Here is a 19,640-nt window from a genome sequence, read left to right as displayed (position 1 = left end):
CTCTAGGTGATGAGAATGAATTATGTGTTATACGGAGAAGAACAATATCTGCTGCAGGAATCACTGACAAGGATCGTCAGGAGTCATGTTCCGGATGCCAATGATTTGAACAAACTTGTTTATGATGCGGATACGACGGATTTGGATGTGATTCTGGAGGACGCGATGACGATTCCGTTTTTCTCAGACTGCAAGATCATTCTTGTCTATCATGCGAATTTTCTAAGTGCGGCAAATGAGCATGCAGTGGATACTGCAGCGCTGGAGCGTTATCTGGACGATCCGCTGGAGTCGACAGTACTGGTGCTGATCGGTGATTTTGAAAAGCTGGACGCCAGAAAGAAAATCGTAAAAAAGGTGCAGAAAACATGCAAGGTGCTGCAATATCGAAAGCTGGATGAGCAGGGAAAGCAAAGCTATGTGCAGGAGCAGGTGAAAAAGCGTTCTCTTCAGATAGAGCCCTCTGCCATGCAGGCGCTGCTGCGTCGCTTACCGCTGGATATTCGCACCATACAGACCGAAATGGAAAAGCTGGAGCTGTATGGCGGCGTGATCAGCAGTGATGTTGTTGAAAGGCTGGTGACCCGGCCGCTGGAGGAGGATGTCTTTCAGCTGGTCAATGCAGTGGTGGACCGCGACCTTCGAAAATCCTTTCATATGTGGCAGGATCTGTGTGTGTTGAACAAGGATGCCATTTACCTGATTGCCCTGCTGGCTGCACAGTTTCGATTTCTGTATGAGGTGAAGGCGCTGATGCTGCATGGGAAAGGGAAGGATGCCATCAAGGATGAGCTGAAGGCGCATCCCTATCGTGTACAGCTGGCGATGAAGACGGCGCAGCGGCTGGGTATCGGTTATCTGATGCATATTCTGGAACAGCTGGCAACGCTGGATCAGAATATGAAGGCCGGGCGTCTGGATAAAAAGCTGGGCTTTGAAATGTTTTTGCTGGGAATACAAGGAGTGCGACAATGAAATCACTAAAGGAATTATACAGGATCGGTCCGGGGCCGTCCTCATCACATACGCTGGGGCCGCAGCGCGCCGCCAGCTTGTTTAAGGAGCGTTATCCAAACGCACATCATTATGAGGTGGAGCTGTTTGGATCACTGGCGCTGACAGGAAAAGGGCATTTAACCGATTATATCATCATCGAAACGATGAAGCCGAAGGAATGCGTGGTCCTTTTTAAGAATCGCAGGGAGTTGAAGCATCCCAATACGATGCAGCTGTCAGCCTATGATGAAGCGGACCGGCTGCTTGGAGAATGGACGGTCTATTCCATAGGTGGCGGTGCTATTCAGATTGAGGGTGAAAAAAGCAAGGAAGGCGCGGATGTCTATCCACACCATCTGATGAAGGATATCGAAGCTTATTGCGAGACGCACTCCATGACGCTTTGGGAGTATGTGAATCACTTCGATCCGCTGGATGATTATATGGATACCATCCTGCAGCAGATGATGGCGACGGTTGACGGCGGTCTAGCCAGGGAAGGAGTGCTTCCGGGGGATCTGAAGCTGAAGCGAATTGCAAAGGAATTGAAGCAGAAGGCGGATACGGCAAAAAGTGCCGCCGAGCGGGAAAAACTGCTGCTGTGTGCCTATGCCTACAGCGCAAGTGAGGAAAATGCATCAGGAAGTATGACAGTCACCGCTCCAACGCTGGGAAGCAGCGGCATTCTGCCGGCGCTGGTATGCTATTATCACCGCATTCTGGGAGTATCCAGAGAACAGCTCCGCAACGGTTTGAAGGTGGCAGGTCTGTTTGGAAATCTGATTAAGGAAAATGCCACGATTTCCGGTGCACAGGGCGGCTGTCAGGCAGAAATCGGTGCGGCGGTTGCGATGGGTGCCGCTATGGTTTCCTATCTTCGCGGACAGACGATGCGCCAGATTGAATATGCAGCAGAAATCGGAATCGAACACCATCTGGGTCTTACCTGTGATCCGGTAGGCGGTTATGTTATGATACCCTGCATTGAACGAAATGCTGTCGGCGTGCTGCGTGCTATGGATGCCGCAGTATTAGCGGAGGGCATCAGCGATTTAAGAGAGCATAAGGTCAGCTTTGACATGGTTGTCAACACCATGAATTATACCGGCAGAAAAATCCCAATCGAGCTCAGAGAAACATCACTGGGCGGACTGGCAAGGGTTGTGCCATTGAAATAAGAAAGAAGGATTGGTTTTTATGAAGGGTCTGATTGTATACTCCTCGCTCAGCGGGAATACAAAAAAAATTGCAGAAGCAATCGCAGAGGTTGCCGAGGACAGCGAGCTGATTTCCGTCAGGGAATTTCAGTCTTCGATGCTAGCGAATTTTGATCTGTTTTACATCGGATACTGGGTGGATAAGGGAGATTGTGATGCTGCAACTTTACGTCTGCTCGCTCAGCTGAAGGATAAACGAATTGTCCTGTTCGGAACGCTGGGAGCTGCAGAGCAAACAGAGTATTATGACAGGGTGAAGCAGCAGGTGGAGTCCCACGCCGCACACTGCCACATACTCGGGCATTTTCTGTGTCAGGGTGCTGTCGGTGAAGCGGTGATTGCACGCTATCAAAGCATGCTTGCTGAGCATCCTCAGGATGAGCATATAAAACAGCAGCTTGCCAATTATGAAAACGGAAAGTCCCATCCGGATGAACAGGATCTTGCCAATGCCAGAGCTTTTGCGAAATCCATTGGCTGAGATACCATACACAAAGGGCTTCTATGTCTACATCCTGCGCTGTCAGGATGATTCACTATACACCGGATGGACAACGCATCTTCGTCATCGCTTCCATCAGCATGCGATCGGAAAGGGGGCACGCTATACCCGTGCCCGCCGCCCCCTGGAGCTGTACTACTTTGAATGCCATGCCGACAAGCAGGCTGCCATGCGTAGAGAATATCAGATCAAGCAGCTCAGCAGATCGGAAAAACTAAAACTGAAATATCGCAGCGAGGATGTTTGACCGCATTGCTTGCTGCATTTTTCATTTGATGATCTCTTATCAGTCGGGGAAAGAGTAGTAAAGCAGGCATATTCGAAAAAGTGCTGCAGCAAGGAAAACTCCTCCATGGTTGGGCATTCTCAATGGTGTGTAAGAACAGCTTTCTTAATTGATCCTGCACAAGACATAGCTTCTTTTGACTGTCGGATATGAAAAAAAAGATGCAAATACATTCTTGGATGGAATGCCCTTGCATCTTTTAAGCTTTATAAGCCGGTAAGGAGTGCCCTTGGTGTGATTTTTTGTTTAAGACCTGTGCGCACTTGGCAGATCACATCACGAATACGATGGCAATGAAATGCAGAATACTTGCCAGATTGATACAGACATGCCAGATGGAATGAAAGTATTTTTTTTGTGGCTTTCCATAAAAGAAGGCGCCAATCGTATACATAACACCTCCGCCGACAATCAATACGAGAAACAGGGGACTTGCTTTTGACAGCAGCGTCGGCAGAAAGAAGATAGCCGTCCAGCCCATAATCATATAGATGGTCATGGAAAGCTTGGGATAGCTTTTTGAGCTGATGGCCTTTAACAGCACACCGCCAAGCACTGCACTCCATTCGATTGCCAGTATCAGATAACCCTGCCATCCGCCAATCAGCGTCAGTGCAATCGGTGTATAGCTTCCTGCTATTGCAAAGTATATACAGATGTGATCCAGCTTGCGAAAAACATATTTGTGTGTGGTACCAAACGGCATGCAATGATACAATGTGGATACCAGAAACATCAGAAACAGACATAGAATGAACACCGACACACCGGCCGCCAGTTCGCTCCCTGATTTGTTATAGGAATATACGACTGCTGCCGGAAGAGAGCATATACATAAAAACGCCATGATCCCGTGAGTCACACAGTTGGCGACCTCTTCTCCAAAGCCCAGTCGGAACATATCCCGCATGGATTTTTCCTCCATGAGTATCACCTCCGTAAATCTTATGCCTGTGGTCAGTATAATACAATCTCAAACGGAATGCAATGCTTTTTCCTGAATAAGGTTCATTTTGTGATGATAACTTAATAATATAGTAATCAATACTGTATAGTAGAATATCGATATTTCGAACTGCAATATGCATGTGGTATGAATAAAAGTTAAAAAAGACTGAATTCTTCACAAGTTTTAATGCGAACAGTATAAACTTATGCTATAATAACCATTGGTATTTGCTTTGTTTACAGCAAATGAATGGAGGCATCTATGTTTTTAAAACGTATTGAACTGCAGGGCTTCAAGTCCTTTGCGGATAAATCCATCATCACCTTTGATTCCGATGTGATTGGAATTGTCGGTCCGAATGGATGCGGGAAAAGCAATATCAATGACGCAATCCGCTGGGTGCTCGGTGAACAGAGTGTGAAGTCACTGCGTGGAAATAATATGAGTGATGTCATTTTCAGCGGCTCTACAGCACGCAAGGCAGTCAATATGGCGGAGGTTACGCTGGTGTTTGATAATTCCCGTCATATCATGAATGTCGAATTTGAGGAGGTAGAGGTGACCCGCCGTCTGCACAGGACGAGCGGGGAAGGGGAGTATTTCATAAACAAGGCTCCCTGCCGTTTAAAGGATATCGTCAATCTGGTAATGGATACCGGTCTGGGCAGAGATTCACTTTCCATCATATCACAGGGAAATATTTCTGCGTTTGCCGATGCGAAGCCGGAGGACCGGCGTGCTTTGTTTGAAGAGGCGGCAGGAGTTGCGAAATATAAAAAGCGCAAGAATGAATCGCTGTCAAAGCTGAACCGGACACAGGATAATCTGAGTCGTCTGGAGGATATCATCATGGAGCTGGAGCGACAGGTGAATCCGCTGAAGCGTCAGGCGAAAAAGGCAGAGGTCTATCTGGAAAAGAAAAAGCAGCTGGAGGTTATTGAGGTCAGCGTGCTGGTGGATGAAATCGAGAAGCTGAGCGAGCAGATCGACATGCTGAAGAAAAAGGCGTTTGATCTGGACAGCCAAAAGGCCATGCATGAAACCACCATCCAGGTCGAGGATGTAAAAAACAGCGAGCTGCGTAACGAAATGTATCAGCTGGACCGCGAGGTGAACAAGCTGCAGGAGCAGTATGCCAAGCTGAGCGAGGAATCCAGAATGCTGGAAACCCGGAAAATTGAAATGGATGAAAAACGAAAGTATGCGCTGGAGTTTGCGAGCAATGCCGAAAAAGCCAAAGAGCTGAAGGCAATGATGGAAGAGGCGCATTATGAATATGAAGACCGTTCGAAGCGATTAAAAAATCTGGAAACGGATATTGCTTTGCAAAAGGAGGCAGCGGCCAGGCTGGAGCATGATGTATCCTACTGCACGCAGGAGAATGCGCAGGCAACCTCGATTCTGAACCGTCTGGAAAACCGCAGGGCGGTACTGGAAAATCTGGCAAAGCAGCCGTTTAACCATCAGCAGGCAGTAAAATCCGTATTGGATGCCGGTCTGAATGGAATTCTGGGTGTGGTATCTCAGCTGTTTAAACCGCTGATGAATTATGAAACAGCAATTTCCAATGCGCTTGGCGGTGCGCTGTATCATATCGTGACTGTGGATGAGGAAGCAGCACGGCATGCCATCACCTTTTTGAAAAAGAATCAGTCCGGACGTGCAACCTTTCTTCCGCTGCCGGTTATGAAGCCGCGCTATATGCAGAAGGAGCACCGTATGCTGGCGGAAAACAGTGTCGGTTTTCTGGGCGTTGCCAGCGAATTTGTAGAAAATGACACGCAGTTTGATACCCTGCGGGATGCATTGTTCGGCAATGTTGTTATCACGGATAATCTGATCCATGCGAATGCGATCGCCAAGCTGCTGCGTTTTCAGTATAAAATCGTTACGCTGGAAGGCGATATCGTCAACCGCGGAGGAAGCATGACCGGTGGTAAGGGAAGAAACAATTCCACACCGTTGACAATACAAAAGGAATTAAACCAGGTGCTGCAGAGTCTGGAGGGACAGCAGATGAAGGTGGAGGGATTGAAAAATCAGCTCTATGCGCTGCAGGCTAAAAAGGAGCAAAACAGTGCAAATCTGGTACAGATGCAGATTTCCAGTGCACAGCTGGATCCGATTGTAAAAGCCAAATGGGCAAAATATGATCGTTTGAAAAGCGATTATGAGCAGATTGCACCAAAGGAGGATCTGGATAAAGCCGAGCTGCTGGAGGATGATATCGTCGTTAAGCTGAGCAATGTGCATTCCCGCATTGACGAGGTCAGCTCCTCAATGAAAAGCAAGCGGGAGCGCCGTATGAAGGCCGGCAGCGAAGTGGAACGCAAGGATGCCCAGATTCGCCAGCTGCGAAGGGATCTTAATATATTGCAAAATGAACAGCGTGAGGTGGAGGTGGCACAGGCGAAGGCGGAAACAAAGCTGGAAACCACGCTGGAACGTTTAAGCTCCACCTATGAGATGACCTTTGAATATGCGCAGAGTCAGAAGGCGGAGATCGATATCGTGGAGGCACGCAAGCAGGTTGTGATTCTTCGTCAGGAAATCTCCTCCTTGGGGAATGTAAATCTGGATGCACCGCAGGAATACAAGGAGGTCAGTGAGCGTTTTGAATTCTTAAGCAGACAGCGGGATGACCTGATGGCTGCCAAGGATAAGATTTTGGAGGCCATTGATGAAATGGATGATATCATGGTCAAGCAGTTTCAGGAGATGTTTGATAAGATCAACGCACAGCTCAACGATGTCTTCCGTGCGCTGTTTGGAGGCGGTAAGGCACGCTTGTTCATGGTGGATCCGGAGGATGTGCTGAATACCGGTATTGATATCGATGTGCAGCCGCCGGGAAAAACCGTACAGAATATCCGTCTGTTCAGCGGTGGAGAAAAGAGTCTGATCGCCATCTGTGTCCTGTTCTCCATTCTGAAGGCAAGAACGATGCCGCTTTGTATCTTTGATGAGGTTGAGGCAGCGCTGGATCAGGCAAATGTGGAGCGCTTTGCGAAATATATTGCACAGTTTCGCGGGGAGAGTCAGTTTATCGTCGTGACACACCGCCCGGGAACCATGGCGCAGTGTGATGCCCTGTATGGGGTAACTATGCAGCAAAATGGTGTTTCCCAGCTGCTGAAGGTGAAGCTGCAGGATGCAATCAACATGATTGATAAGGAAGAGGTGAAGGCATAATGGGTATTTTTTCAAAATTAAAGCAGACATTTTCATCCAAAAAGGATGGGGATCGCTATCTGAGCGGTCTGGATAAATCAAAAAAGTCGTTTTCAGAACGCATTCGGAAGCTGGCACTTGGCTTTACCGGCGTCAACGAGGAGTTTCTGGAGAATTTGATGGTCGTACTGCTGGAAGCGGATATCGGCATTAAAACAGCACAGAAAATCGTGGATGAGGTCGAAAGCCGTGCGATGGATCAGAAGCTGAAGAGCTTTGATGAAATCAGTGAGTGCCTGATTGAGGTTATGCATGAGCTGTATGCCAGTGTTGAGGACGAGGATTTCCATAAAAATGAAGATGGTCCGACGGTCATTTTGATGGTCGGCGTCAACGGCAGCGGGAAAACGACAACGACGGCAAAGCTGACAAAGCTGTTTCAATCAGAGGGCAGCAGCGTTGTACTTGCGGCAGCGGATACCTTCCGTGCAGGCGCGATCGACCAGCTGGCAAAATGGGCGGACCGTCTGGGTGTGACCTGCATTAAGGGAAGAGAAGGCGGCGATCCGAGTGCTGCACTGGTGGATGCCTGCCGCTATGCGAAGGAGCATGGCATGGATTATCTGATCGGGGATACCGCAGGACGTTTGCAGAACAAAGCAAATCTGATGCAGGAGCTGAGCAAGATGCGCAGAGTTATCGAACGGGAAATTCCGGGAGCACCGCATGAGGTGTGGCTGGTGCTGGATGCCACAACCGGACAAAACGGAATTTCACAGGCACAGATTTTTCTGGAAACAACGAAGGTAAGCGGTATTATACTGACCAAGATGGATGGTACGGCAAAGGGTGGCATCGTCATTGCGATACGCGATCTTTTGGGACTGCCGGTAAAATACATCGGACTCGGTGAGAAAGAGGACGATCTGCGCCCGTTTGATATTGATTCCTATCTGTACGGTCTGTGCGAGGATATTTTACAGCATGATTGATCAGATGGAACGGATGAATGCGCTTCTGGATGCCTATGAACAATTGCTGACAGAGAAGCAGCGGGAAATCCTGAATCTGTATTACAAGGAGGATTTGTCGTTTTCCGAGATTGCGGAGAATCTGCACATCAGCCGTGCGGCTGTCAACGATCATATCAAGCGCAGCACGCATATTCTTGCGGAATACGAAAAAAAGCTGCATCTTGTGCAAAATTATGAAACAAGAAGCAGGATTTATGATAAAATGAAAACAGTCGGAAACGATGCGATACGAAAACTGGTAGAACAGCTAGAAAATTTAGAATGACTTTAGGAGGATAACATGTCAAAAATTATTTCAGTGAACGCAGGGAGTTCATCATTAAAGTTTCAGTTATTTGAAATGCCGAGCGAGGAGGTTCTGACAAGCGGAATTGTTGAGAAAATCGGATTTGAGGATGCCATCTTTACCATCAAGGTGAACGGAGAAAAAATTAAGAAGGTACTGCCGATTCCGGATCACACAAAGGCAGTCAGCATGCTGCTGGAAGCGCTGGTGGAGTATAAGATTGTAAACAGTCTGGATGAAATCACCGGTGCGGGACACCGTGCTGTACACGGCGGGGAAATTTTTAAGGAAAGTGTACCGGTAACGGAAGACGTTGTAGAAAAATTTGCTTCCTTAAACGATTTGGCACCGCTGCATAACCCGGCAGGTCTTGTCGGATACAATGCATTTAAAAATAATCTGCCTAACTGCAAGCACGTCTTTGTGTTTGATACGGCATTCCATTCCACAATGCCGAAGGAATCCTATATCTATGCATTGCCGATGAAGTATTATGATGAATACAAGATTCGCCGCTACGGCTTTCATGGAACAAGCCATAAGTATGTGTCCCTGCGCTGCGCAGAGCTGATGAACAAAAAGGTGGAGGATACGAAAATCATTACGTGTCATCTGGGAAACGGAGCAAGCATTACAGCAGTTGACGGTGGTAAATCCATCAACACCTCCATGGGCTTCACACCGCTTGCGGGTGTTATGATGGGGACACGCTGCGGTGACATCGATCCTGCAATCGTAACATACATTATGAAAAAGACTGGTGCAACTCCGGATGAAATGGATGATATCATGAACATGCAGTCCGGTATGCTTGGTGTCAGCGGCATCAGCTCCGATGCACGTGACATTGAGGATGGCTGCAAGGAAGGGAATCCGGCAGCACTTCTGACAGCAGAGGTATATGTAAACCGTGTCATCAATGTTGTCGGCGGCTACTACGCACAGCTTGGTGGTGCGGATGCGATCGTCTTTACCGGAGGAATCGGTGAAAACGACACCAACATGCGTAAAATGATCTGTGACCGTCTGTCAGTGGCATTCGGTATCCAGCTGGATGAAGAATTGAATGGAAAGACAAGAGGCAAGGAAGTCCTGCTGTCCACTGCGGAAAGTAAGGTAGCGGTATGGCTGATTCCGACAAATGAGGAACTCATGATTGCCCGTGATACATACCGTCTGATTGCGTAATTATGAATACCGACATTTTATTTGAGCTTGTCGAACAGTATGATATCATTACGATTTACCGCCATGTGTCTCCCGATGCGGATGCCCTTGGTGCACAGTTTGGACTGAAGCAGTGGATACAGGAAACATATCCGCAAAAGCAGGTGTATGCGCTGGGCAGGGATGCCGGCAGCAAGCAGTCATTGTTTCCGCAGATGGACGTTGTCCCTGATGAAACCGTCGCTGCCTCTCTTGCCATCATTCTGGATACGGCAAACGGTGCCCGTGTGGATGATGATCGCTGGAGTAAGGCGGCACGTACCCTGAAAATCGATCACCACATCGTCGTTGAGAGCTTTGCGGATGTGGAGGTTGTCGAGGATTTGTTCGGGGCAACGTGTGAAATGCTGGCCTATATGTTTGAACAGAAGCAGCTGCGGCTGTCAGCAACCTGTGCACAATATCTGTACGGCGGCATTATTGCGGATACCCTTCGCTTTTCCATTGCGACCATAAAGCCGAGAACGCTGCGTACGGCAGCCTATCTGCTGGAAATGGGCGTGGATGTAAAAAAAGCCAACGAGGATCATTTCTCCACCTCCTATCGGCTCTATCGCTTTGAAAACTATATCCGCAGCAATGTTTCCCTGCTGGAGGGACATGTTGCCTATATGATCATTAACCGCGAGGACTATGAGCGTTTTCAGCTTACCTTTAACGAAGCAAAGGAAAAGGTGTTTGTGCTTGGCGGCGTGGATGAATTTGAAGCATGGGCGCTGTTCACGGAAAAAGAACGGGATGAAAACGGCAGACGTATTTACAATGGCAGTCTTCGTTCCAAGAACCGCACGATCAATGATATCGCAAACCGGTATCAGGGCGGCGGACATCGCTTTGCCTGCGGAGTAAAGGGTTTGTATGAGGAAACGATACAGGAGCTGCTGCAGGAGCTTTGTGAGCGTGTAAACGAATAGAAAACAGGCAGTGTACGAGGGTATGCTGCTTTTTCTTATTTGCTTTTGGAAAGTTGACTATAAGAGGTTGTGAGGATGGTGCAGGCTATGGTAAAATTTAAGACAAAGAAAGAGGGATTGGATGGATACGATATTTTCATATGAATTGCGAAGAGAGCAGCCGCTCAGTACAGAAGAAAAACAGAGGATTCGTGTGATTCTGAACGCATACCGCATCCCGGAGGAACAGCTCTCTTCATGGAACGGGGATTCCTGCTCTTTGCCGTTGTTTCGCTGCTTTGAAGTGCCACTGCTGTATAGCGAGCATATTCGAATAGCAGACAGTGAAACAGCATATACAGCGGCAGCCCACTGGTGCTGTATGCTGGATGCCCTGCAGGAGGCATTGTCCGGTGTTGTTATATCCGCAGTGATGCAGGAGGCGGTTGTGCACGATGCAGAGAATGGCTTTCTGATTCCCTCTATGGACAGGGAAGCGTTTCTGCGATGCAAAAGGCAGGAGCGTGTGGAAGCTGCTTTGGACAGTCCGCAGTCGGAAGAACCGGTTTTGTTCACAGAGCAGGCACCTCTATATGCAACCAGGCTGTATCTTAAGCCTCTTTTACAACAGAAAATTGAACAGCAGGTTGCTGCATTTGAAGCCAGACTGCAAATCCTTCTGCCTGCCTGCTATCGTGATTTTTTGATTCGCTACAACGGAGGTGCTGCAACGGATACATATTTCTATATGGAGAATGCAGGGGAAACCGTATATTGTCTGGATCGGTTTTACGGCTTTCATGAGGGGGATACAGGCTTTCCTGCTATGTCAAGGTGCCTATGGTTTACAGAACTGCTGGAACAGGGCTATCTTTGTATTGCAGGGGATGCCTTTGGCAACCATATCGTGCTGCGTATTCGTGAAAATGGCTATGGCGGGGTTTTCTTTTACGCGCACGACAATATTCCCCGTTTTCATGCATTGAGCAGTGATTTCTTTCATTTTATGATGCAGGTGCAATCGCATATTGATGTACTCCAGCCATCGTCTGCACTCACACAGGTATATATTTGCAGGCTGGAGGATGACAGTCAGGATGCACGTGTACAAAAGCGCCCACTGGATGTATTTCTGGAGGGGGAGATGGCAGCGGATAAGGCAGAAAGGGTGCAACAACTCATGGAAGAGGCAGAGCCGCGTATAGAGGGCTTCCTGCATTTTGACACCTTTGCATTCCGCCTTGCTGTAATAGAGGAGCTGATGTATGTGCAGAAGCTTCTTCCTTCCTTTGAGCTTTATGACAAACTGTATGAACTGCATGTGGATCCGGAAGGGGATTTCCGTTATCACGGTCCCTTGCTGTATGCGCTTCGTTATTTCAAGGAGCTAAGGATACCCGTGGCATTGGCAGAGCATGTGGAATCTCTGACACTGGATGGAGGAAATGAGATTTATGGACAGATCATGCTGGAGTGGGACGGCGAGTATTCCCTGTTTGATATCGCGGACGTGAAGGAGCGTGAGCTGAAGCAGTTTGGAAATCTGAAGCAGGTCGCTGTAAACGGGCTCGCGGAGCCTGCCTTTGTACGCAGTCTGCGTATGCAGGGAATCCGCGTAACCGATCGCTTTGACGAGCAGGATTATGCTTGTGAAAAGCTGCAGCACCTTCTGACAAACTGGGAAACCTGCTGTGTTTATGCTGAGCGAAGTGATGCGGCAGCACAGCTGCTTGCTGCCCTTCGCTATTGCATGGGAGGTTACTATAAAGAGCTGTTTCATCCATCCTTGCAGCACTGGGAACAGCTGCATGAGCCCGGTGTGGCGAAAGATACGCTTTCAGAGCTTGCGAAACAGCTGCAGACGCTCGGACTCACCCTTATGCGGTATGAGCCGGGTATAGAGGGCTGCTGTCTGCTGGTCACAAGAAATATTACGGCCTGCATTGCTCTTTTGAAAAAAGACGCTAGGTATACACTTGTTCAGCATTGCGGTGTATGGAGCATCAAGGAAACGAATCAGCCAACCCTGACACGGACGCAATCCGATACAGATCCGGGGGGTTCCCAAAGACAGGAGGAAGACGGACAGATATGCAGACCGCAGCCGGAAATGAGAAAGCAGATGAGTCGTATGCAAAAGCGGGTGCTGTTTGCCGTCTGTGCTGCTGTGCTGGGAGGTATTGCCCTTTTCATCATCAATTCCATTCTTGTATCCAATCAGGAAATGATATGGGATGAAAATCTGAATTACGATTATCAGGTGGTATGCAAGGGCAATGACGGGGATTGTCAGCTGCGCAGCAGTGATGGAGTCCTGTATTTCACGCAACCCTTTCAGGAAAGCGAGCCGACCTATTCTTCTCTGCTTGCCGTAAGAGAATATAATAACAGGAATTATGACCGCATCTATGATGTTACGCAGAGGAAATTTCTCCACGGAGATTTTCTGCATGTGCGTGTTGTAGAGCTGAAGGAGGATGGGGAGCCTATGGAATACAGGGGTTTGCTTGCGACAAAGGATAAGAAAAATTATATGCTCTACAGTGAAAAGCATAAAAACGGCATCAGGGTGAAGCCGGATACCTATGGTTCTGTGGGCTACGGCCCCTTTGATGTTGATACAGGAGTTGAATGGAATGACTGAGAAAGGAGGACGCGCTCATGTCCATACTTGGAATTGATCTGGGCACAACCAATTCACTGGCCTGTGTTTGGAAAGGGAAGGAAGCGATATTGATACCGAATGCATTTGGAAGCTATCTGACACCCTCTGTTGTCAGCTTTCTGGAAAACGGAGAGGTGCTGGTTGGGGAGGGGGCTAAGCAGCGGCTGCATACGCATCCTTCACTGACCTTTGCGGAGTTCAAACGCTGCATGGGAACGGATACGGTGTATACGGTCCATGGAAAAACGTATTATCCGCAGGATTTAAGCGCCATGGTGATTCGCAAGCTGGTGGAGGATGCCAGTGTATTCCTGAATGAGAGGATTGAGGAGGCAATCATCAGTGTTCCGGCCTATTTCAATGATGATCAGCGCTGGGCAACCAAAATTGCCGGACAGCTTGCCGGTATCCGTGTGGAGCGTATCATCAATGAACCAGTGCGGCAGCCTTATCCCAGCACATCCAGCAAACGGAAGAGGATATGCTTGCGCTCGTTGTGGATTTCGGTGGAGGAACACTGGACATTTCCATTGTCGAGGCTTTTGAAAATGTCGTGGAAATACGGGCCATCAGCGGGGATAACCATCTGGGCGGCAGTGATTTTGATGAAGCAATCATGGATTGCTTTCTTGAAGAAAACGGGTTGCAGAGAAAAGAGCTGCTCCCACAGGAGCTGGCACTTTTGAAAACCGGGGTGGAAAGGGCCAAGATGCTGCTGAGTGTCCGTAAGGAATACAGCCTGCAGCTTTTCCTGCATCAGAAAAACTGCTGTATGAAATTAAACCGCGGGAAAATGACAGCTATCTGTATGCCTCTTTTACAGCGCATGCAAAAACCGCTGGAGCGGGTGCTGAAGGATTCTGAGATATCCCTGCAGGAGCTGCAGAAGGTCATTCTGGTTGGCGGCAGCTGTCGTATGCCAGCTGTTATACAGTATCTGGAGTTTTTGCTGAAGCGGGATGTAGAGCTGGTGCATGAGCCGGATCAGGCTATTGCAATCGGCTGTGGGACAGCGGGAGGCATCAAGGAGCGCTGTTCGGATATACGGGATGTATTCTTGAGTGATATCTGTCCATTCACACTCGGTTTGGCTGTTTACGATGATGGAGCGAGGGATTATGTGATGGAACCGATTATTGAACGCAACACGGCCTTACCCTGCAGTGTAAACCGCATGTTTTCCTATCGCAGCACAAGCGGAGAGCTGCAAACATCGATCCTGCAGGAGGAGCACCGCAAAGCGGCAGCCAATCTGGTCGTGCGGACAGTGCGTATAAAAGTACCTAAGACAAGCGAAGAATATCAGCCGATTTCCGTCCGGTTTACCTATGATATCAACGGACTTCTGGAGGTGGAAACAAATACCTTCCATGAAGAGAGCGCAAGTCGTGTCGTGATACAGAACCGCATGAACCGGATGAGCGAGGAGGAGGTTCATCAGCGCCTGCGGGAGCTGCAGGCATATAAGCTGCCATCACAGGAAAAAGAGGTATACCGGCACTTGCTGGAACGCGGAGAGCGCATGTATTCTGAAAGCATCGGAGAGAAACGCATGCGGATTGCCGCCCTGCTGGAGGAATTAGAAGCAGCGCTGCAGCAGGAACAGCCACAGCATATTCGTGAGGTCTTTCGAAGGGTGAAATCTGCCCTTGATGAGTGGGAAGCGGATGCTGTGAGCTTCTTCAGTTAGGAGAGCATATGGAACTGGAACAGATAAAAGGGTTGTTGGACCTTGTGAACCTAGAGGATATTACCGCAATAAAAAAAGCCTATGCGAAGCAGGTGAAGCTGCATCATCCGGAGGAGGAACCCCAGGCATTTCAGCTGCTGCAGACAGCCTATCGTGAAGCTGTGCAGTATGCGCAGGCACAGCGCGCAGGACATGCCATCAAAGTGAACGTGCTGCAGGAGAAAGCAGAAGAATCAAATGACGAATCGTTTGAGGCTGTGTCTGCGGGATCCGTGTCTTCCTGTGAGGGGCTGGTACAGGCAGCACCAAAAACGACAGATGAGCGGATCGAAGAGCTGCTGCAGGCACTGCAAAGCGGCAACACGCTTGCAGTAAAGAAACAGCTGCAAACGGCACAGCGGCTTGCGTTGTTGCAGGATACAGCATTTCTAACTGCGCTGAGTGAAGGACTGCAGAATCAGGTGAATCTGCTTTCCTATGCGATGCGGCAAACGCTTATCCGGGCGTTTCATCTGGATGCCGGACAGCTGCAGCCGGCACAGCAGGAGCTGTTAAGCAGTATCCGGCAGGGGATACCGGATTTTCAGTCGTATCGTCACTCCTGCAAAAGAGATACGGCATATTTGCTGGATACATGGCGCGCGCTTTGTCAAAGCAGAGAGGAAGATAGCGAAGCTTGGCTGGAATTTCTGAACCACAAACACTGGACAAAGGATACCGTGGATGAGCTGACAGCGGAAAAAATTCTGGCACTGGAAATGAAAAAATGCTATGCGCACAGCAGTGCGGTGGCGGGGAAAATCTATTCCTTTCTGCATATCCGAGATCATCTCGCTCAGGACCCCGCACAAACCTATGCAAAGCTGAAGGAGCTGTTGGGTAAGGATGCCTCCTTTACACAGCAGAACTTCATCAGCTGGAGGAACCATGTACAGAAGCAGGCACTGCAATTCTTTGAGCTCTCCCATGAAGACAAGGGAGCTGAGGTATGGGAAGAATGGCTGCATAAGCAAAGCTTGGATAAAGCGGATCTGTATCTGCTGGAAAGGCTATCTTATTATGCGAAACATCACCATTATAAAAAAGAGGTAAGAAATCTCCTGTTTTCTTATTTTGAGCTGGAAACAGCGGATACACCGGCAAAGCAGAGTCTGCGTAAAGCAATTCTGGAGGAACCGCCGGCATATCGCAGAAAAAAACAGATGCTTCTGCTGCTTGTACTGCTTGCTGCTTTATCTGCTGTACTCATACCGGCCCTATTAGATCAGCGGAAAGCGGAGGATAGAAAACAGGAGGAGCTGCGAAATATACAGCAGGAAATGCTGGAGGAATCACAGCGGAAATCGCAGGAGCAGCTGGAAGCATTACAAAAGAAAATAGAAGCTGGCAATCAGTGAGCTGAAGCGGTCAAGGGCTGCTGCAAACACCATCCCGTCCATGCTGCGGATAATTATAAGGAATCATCACCGTGACTGAGGTCATGGTTTTCTTTACGCAAGCTTCCAAAAGAAATTGAGCCAACAAGATGTGCCTGTGGCTAGCATTGGACACGATCGCCGTAAAACTTCAGAAACCATGGTCACGCCCGTATTAAGAAGCATAAAAATATGATAAAATAAAGAAAGAGACGAGGTGTTGAGAATGAGTGTCCACTTACATGTGCGAAGCTGCTATACCCTGCTGCAGAGCACCCTGACGATTCCCAAAATCGTTGCGGCTGCCAAGCGCTGCGGCTATACAGCGGTCGCATTGACAGACAAGCATGTCATGCACGGCGCTATGGCGTTTTACCATGCATGTAAAAAGGAAAATATCAAGCCGATATTCGGTATGGAAGTGGACGTGCTGGAGCAGGAGGAGCTGTATGGCTTTGTCGTTCTTGCGAAAAATGATGCCGGCTATCAGAATCTGCTGAAGCTGTCCACCTGGCTGAATACCGGAGAGGAAAGACGCATACCGGATTTGGATACGCTCGCCTATTATGCAAAGGACTGTATCGTTTTAACAAACGGCGATCAGAATCAGATGGAGACCCTTATCGTAAAGGAGGAGCTGGATCTTCTGCGCCACTGGCTGAAGCTGTGCCGAAAGCAGTTTTCTGATTTTTATGTATCCATAGCACGCAATGATTCCGGCTTGATGGAAAAGAAAAACCCGGTCTTAAAGCAGCTGTGCGAGGAGCTGGATATTCCCTGTACGGCATTGTCCCGCGTTTATTTCGAACGGGAAGAGGATGAGGAGAGCTATAAGACGCTGTGTGCCATCAATCAGGGCGTATCGCTCCATGATAAAATGCTGAATTACAGTCCGCGCCGTTATTTCCGCAGCCCGCAGGAAATGCAGGAGCTGTATGAGGAGGCGGAGCTGCAGATGAGTGATCGTATTGCAGCACAGTGTCAGGTGGAGATGCAGCTGCCAAAGGCTGTGCTTCCGAAATTTCAAAACAAATACGGCGTAAGCAGTGAGGAATTCTTACGCAGTCTTTGTCAGAAGGGGTTGCAGAAGCGTATGCAGTACCAGCCGATTTCATCCGTATACCAGCAGCGTCTGGACTATGAGCTGGATGTTATTATCCGCATGCAGTATGCCGATTATTTTTTGATCGTCTGGGACTTCATCCGGTTTGCGAAAACACAGCATATTTATATCGGTCCCGGACGAGGAAGTGCTGCCGGCTCCCTGGTAGCTTACTGTCTTGGTATCACGCATGTGGATCCGATTCGCTATCATCTGCTGTTTGAACGATTTCTGAATCCGGAACGTATTTCCATGCCGGATATCGATACGGACTTTCCGGATAACCGCCGGGATGAGGTGATTCATTATGTGGAGCAGCTGTATGGCAAACACAGGGTATCCCATATCATCACCTTTAATACACTGGCGGCGAAGCAGGTGCTGCGGGATGTGGGAAAGGCGATGGAAATCAATCCCCGTCAGATCGACCGCCTGTGTAAGCTGGTTCCCAATGTAATCAAGGTGACACTGGACTATGCATATCAAAATGATGCGCGCTTCAAGGAGCTGATCAACAGCGGAGAAACGATGCGCCGCCTGTATGCGACTGCCCGAAAGCTGGAGGGACTGCCGCGTCATGCCTCTCTGCATGCGGCAGGTATCGTGTTTTCCGATGAAGCCATTGAGCAGGTGTGTCCGCTGATTGATGTGGATGAGGGTGTTTGTGCCACACAGTTTACAATGGAATATCTGGAGGAGCTCGGTCTGATCAAAATGGATTTTCTGGGATTGAGGAACCTTACCATCATCGATGAAATCGTACAGCATATCAATGCGACAGCGGATAAACAACTGGATATCATGCGGATACCGCTGGATGATGCCAAGACCTATGCGCTGATACGCGCGGTGGATACGGTGGGAGTCTTCCAGCTGGAGAGTGAGGGGATGAAAAATCTGATACGGAAAATGCAGCCGGACTGCTTTGAGGACATTGTCGCAACGATTGCATTGTTTCGTCCCGGTCCCATGGAAAACATTCCGGAATATCTGGATCGCAGAGAGCATCCGGAAAAGGTCGATTATATCCATCCCAGCCTGCAGCCGATCTTACAGAATACCTATGGTATCATGATCTATCAGGAACAGATCATGCAGGTTGCACAGACAATGGCCGGCTTCACCCTTGGTAAGGCGGATAATCTGCGCAAGGCCATCAGCAAGAAAAAGGGAGAGGAGCTGCGCAGAATGCAGGAGGAATTCATACAGGGGGCACTGCATAAGGGCTATGATGAGGCTCTGGCACAGAAGGTGTATGCCCTGATTATGAAATTTGCGAATTACGGCTTCAACCGTTCCCATTCCGTGGCCTATGGCATGATTGCCTATCAGCTGGCGTATCTGAAAGCGAATGCACCGCTGTATTTCTTTAACAGCCTGTTGAACAGTGTGATCGGTTCGGAGACAAAGACAAGTGAATATGTATTTGAGGCACGTAAGCGGCATATCAAGATTCTGCTGCCGGATGTCAATCGTTCGTACAATCAATATGGAATCGAGGACAATGCGCTGCGCTTTCCGTTTGTCGGCATTAAGGGTATCGGCAGTGCGGTGTCATCACTGATTGTCGAGGAACGAAATAAAAAGGGCGAATTCCGTGATTTCTTCGACTTCACCGCACGTATGAATGGGAATAAAATCGGTAAAAAAACCATTGAAATCCTGATTAATGCAGGGGCGCTGGACTGCTTTAAGGTCGGGCGTGCGAGTCTGATGGCATCACTGGAGGATGCACTTCGCTATGCGGATCTTGTGAAAATCGAGGATGTGGATCAGGTGCTGTTTGACTTTGATCTGGTATCCAAGCCTGCTATGACAATGATGAGGGATAATGCAGCGATTCGCGCGGAAAAGGAAAAGGAGGCCATCGGCTTCTATCTGTCGCGGCATCCGATTGCGGATGTACGCAGCCGCATGGGAAAGGAGCTTCCGATTTTGATTTCACTGCCCAAGTACAAGGGACGCTATGTGAAATTTGTTTGTCTGGTGGATCGCTGCCGTCAGTACCGTACAAAAAACGGCGATATGATGATGTTCGTCATCGGCAGTGATGAAACAGGAAAATTTGATCTTGTCTGTATGCCGAATATATACCGCCAGCATGCGGATGATCTGGTCAAGGGGAATTATCTGTATGTGGAGGGAATCGTGGACAAGGAAACCAGCTGTCTGGTCAAGAAGCTGACAAGGATAGAAAAGGAATGAAG

Annotated in this window: 13 protein-coding genes and 1 pseudogene; 13 read left to right on the top strand and 1 reads right to left on the bottom strand. The window is 48.7% G+C overall.

What is annotated here, in order from left to right; all coding sequences use genetic code 11:
- Nucleotides 1-15: 15 nt before the first annotated feature.
- From holA to ACG3M1_RS13375, 4 genes are read left to right on the top strand one after another with little or no spacing between them, the layout of a single operon-like run.
- A complete protein-coding gene (gene holA, locus ACG3M1_RS13390; protein ID WP_009587393.1) occupies nucleotides 16-975 on the top strand; it encodes a DNA polymerase III subunit delta in 960 nt (319 codons plus the stop codon).
- Nucleotides 972-2,174 (top strand): L-serine ammonia-lyase, iron-sulfur-dependent, subunit alpha, encoded by a 1,203-nt coding sequence (locus ACG3M1_RS13385; RefSeq protein ID WP_009270358.1) that lies wholly within the window; start codon nucleotides 972-974, stop codon nucleotides 2,172-2,174. Before holA ends, ACG3M1_RS13385 begins: the two co-directional genes overlap by 4 nt.
- A 19-nt stretch (nucleotides 2,175-2,193) precedes the next feature.
- Entirely contained in the window at nucleotides 2,194-2,694 is a 501-nt protein-coding gene (gene bilS / locus ACG3M1_RS13380) for a flavodoxin family protein BilS (protein WP_009270359.1), read from the top strand.
- Complete coding sequence (locus ACG3M1_RS13375; RefSeq protein WP_009270360.1) at nucleotides 2,663-2,962, top strand: GIY-YIG nuclease family protein; 300 nt, start codon at nucleotides 2,663-2,665, stop codon at nucleotides 2,960-2,962. The genes bilS and ACG3M1_RS13375 overlap by 32 nt, the downstream gene beginning before the upstream one ends.
- A 310-nt stretch (nucleotides 2,963-3,272) precedes the next feature.
- Here the strand turns inward: ACG3M1_RS13375 and trhA are convergent, their stop codons facing one another.
- Nucleotides 3,273-3,926 carry a PAQR family membrane homeostasis protein TrhA gene (gene trhA / locus ACG3M1_RS13370; protein ID WP_009270361.1) on the bottom strand — a complete coding sequence of 218 codons (654 nt, stop codon included), beginning with the start codon at nucleotides 3,924-3,926 and terminating at the stop codon, nucleotides 3,273-3,275.
- A 285-nt stretch (nucleotides 3,927-4,211) separates the two neighbouring features.
- Here trhA and ACG3M1_RS13365 point away from each other — a divergent pair, with 285 nt between their 5' ends.
- The 9 genes and pseudogenes from ACG3M1_RS13365 (at nucleotide 4,212) to dnaE (ending at nucleotide 19,638) form a co-directional block, all read left to right on the top strand.
- Nucleotides 4,212-7,142: a chromosome segregation protein SMC gene (locus tag ACG3M1_RS13365; protein WP_009270362.1), complete on the top strand. Its 2,931-nt coding sequence runs from the start codon at nucleotides 4,212-4,214 to the stop codon at nucleotides 7,140-7,142.
- Nucleotides 7,142-8,113, top strand: coding sequence for a signal recognition particle-docking protein FtsY (gene ftsY / locus ACG3M1_RS13360; RefSeq protein ID WP_395814247.1), 972 nt, complete (start codon nucleotides 7,142-7,144; stop codon nucleotides 8,111-8,113). Before ACG3M1_RS13365 ends, ftsY begins: the two co-directional genes overlap by 1 nt.
- Complete coding sequence (gene ylxM / locus ACG3M1_RS13355) at nucleotides 8,106-8,420, top strand: YlxM family DNA-binding protein (protein WP_008817124.1); 315 nt, start codon at nucleotides 8,106-8,108, stop codon at nucleotides 8,418-8,420. Before ftsY ends, ylxM begins: the two co-directional genes overlap by 8 nt.
- A gap of 15 nt (nucleotides 8,421-8,435) precedes the next feature.
- Nucleotides 8,436-9,629, top strand: coding sequence for an acetate/propionate family kinase (locus ACG3M1_RS13350; protein WP_008817125.1), 1,194 nt, complete (start codon nucleotides 8,436-8,438; stop codon nucleotides 9,627-9,629).
- Between the two features lie 2 nt (nucleotides 9,630-9,631).
- Nucleotides 9,632-10,582 (top strand): DHH family phosphoesterase, encoded by a 951-nt coding sequence (locus ACG3M1_RS13345; protein WP_008817126.1) that lies wholly within the window; start codon nucleotides 9,632-9,634, stop codon nucleotides 10,580-10,582.
- A gap of 121 nt (nucleotides 10,583-10,703) precedes the next feature.
- Nucleotides 10,704-13,205 (top strand): SMI1/KNR4 family protein, encoded by a 2,502-nt coding sequence (locus ACG3M1_RS13340; protein WP_216880756.1) that lies wholly within the window; start codon nucleotides 10,704-10,706, stop codon nucleotides 13,203-13,205.
- 17 nt (nucleotides 13,206-13,222) lie between these two features.
- A pseudogene (locus tag ACG3M1_RS13335) lies at nucleotides 13,223-14,916 on the top strand (Hsp70 family protein).
- An 8-nt stretch (nucleotides 14,917-14,924) separates the two neighbouring features.
- A complete protein-coding gene (locus ACG3M1_RS13330) occupies nucleotides 14,925-16,313 on the top strand; it encodes a hypothetical protein (RefSeq protein WP_395814244.1) in 1,389 nt (462 codons plus the stop codon).
- Between the two features lie 244 nt (nucleotides 16,314-16,557).
- Nucleotides 16,558-19,638 (top strand): DNA polymerase III subunit alpha, encoded by a 3,081-nt coding sequence (gene dnaE / locus ACG3M1_RS13325; RefSeq protein ID WP_395814241.1) that lies wholly within the window; start codon nucleotides 16,558-16,560, stop codon nucleotides 19,636-19,638.
- Nucleotides 19,639-19,640 lie beyond the last annotated feature (2 nt).

This window comes from Clostridium sp. 10cd* (genome assembly GCF_044336395.1).
In the GTDB taxonomy this organism is placed as follows: Bacteria; Bacillota_I; Bacilli_A; order Erysipelotrichales; family Erysipelotrichaceae; genus Clostridium_AQ; species Clostridium_AQ innocuum.
Note: the sequence above shows the minus strand (reverse complement) of the source record. Positions and strands in the feature narration are given on the sequence as shown.